This is a genomic window from Petrotoga sp. DB-2 (genome assembly GCF_054051725.1).
Genome location: NZ_JBSVZD010000068.1, coordinates 1 through 699 on the forward strand (window position 1 = coordinate 1; position 699 = coordinate 699).

1 tRNA gene and 2 rRNA genes are annotated in these 699 nt (G+C 53.9%); all 3 read right to left on the reverse strand.

Annotation, left to right across the window (positions count from 1 at the left end):
- Positions 1-366, reverse strand: a 23S ribosomal RNA gene (locus ACW9JY_RS10445); the annotation flags it as partial.
- A 42-nt stretch (positions 367-408) separates the two neighbouring features.
- Positions 409-486: transfer RNA gene (locus ACW9JY_RS10450), tRNA-Ile, on the reverse strand.
- 49 nt (positions 487-535) lie between these two features.
- Positions 536-699 (reverse strand): 16S ribosomal RNA (locus ACW9JY_RS10455); the annotation flags it as partial.

Below are 699 nucleotides of genomic sequence, written 5' to 3' on the forward strand. Positions count from 1 at the left end.
AGGCCTTCCCATGCCTTTCCACTTCGTATATATCTCCAACCCCCTATCTGGCAGTTCGGGTAGCTGTTACCCACAACTCAGTAGCAACAACGCCTGCCCGCTTTTGCATCGCTACTGTTTGGGCTCTTCCCTTTTCGCTCGCCGCTACTCGGGGAATCTCGTTTGATTTCTTTTCACCGGGTACTATGATGTTTCACTTCCCCAGCTTCGCCTCCTGTCTCCAGGATGCCTTTCGGCAGGTTCCCCCATTCGGATATCTGCGGATCTTCGCTCGTTTGCAGCTCCCCACAGCTTTTCGCAGCTTACCACGTCCTTCTTCGCTTCCAGCTGGCTAGGCATCCACCGTATGCCCTTCTCTCTTTGGACGTTCTCTATGCACTTGTCAATGAGCTCTTCCTTCTTTAGGGTTGGTGGGCTAGGGAGGACTTGAACCTCCGACCTCACGCTTATCAGGCGTGCGCTCTTACCAAGCTGAGCTACTAGCCCAACTCTCTCAAAAGTAGATAGAGGAGGTAGAAACTTTAATTCTCCTTAGAAAGGAGGTGATCCAGGCGCACCTTCCGGTACACCTACCTTGTTACGACTTCGCCCCCCTCGCTAAGCCCACCTTCAACAGTACCTACCGTACTGCCTTCAGGTGTTCCCAACTCGGGTGGCGTGACGGGCGGTGTGTACAAGGCCCGGGAACGTATTCACCGC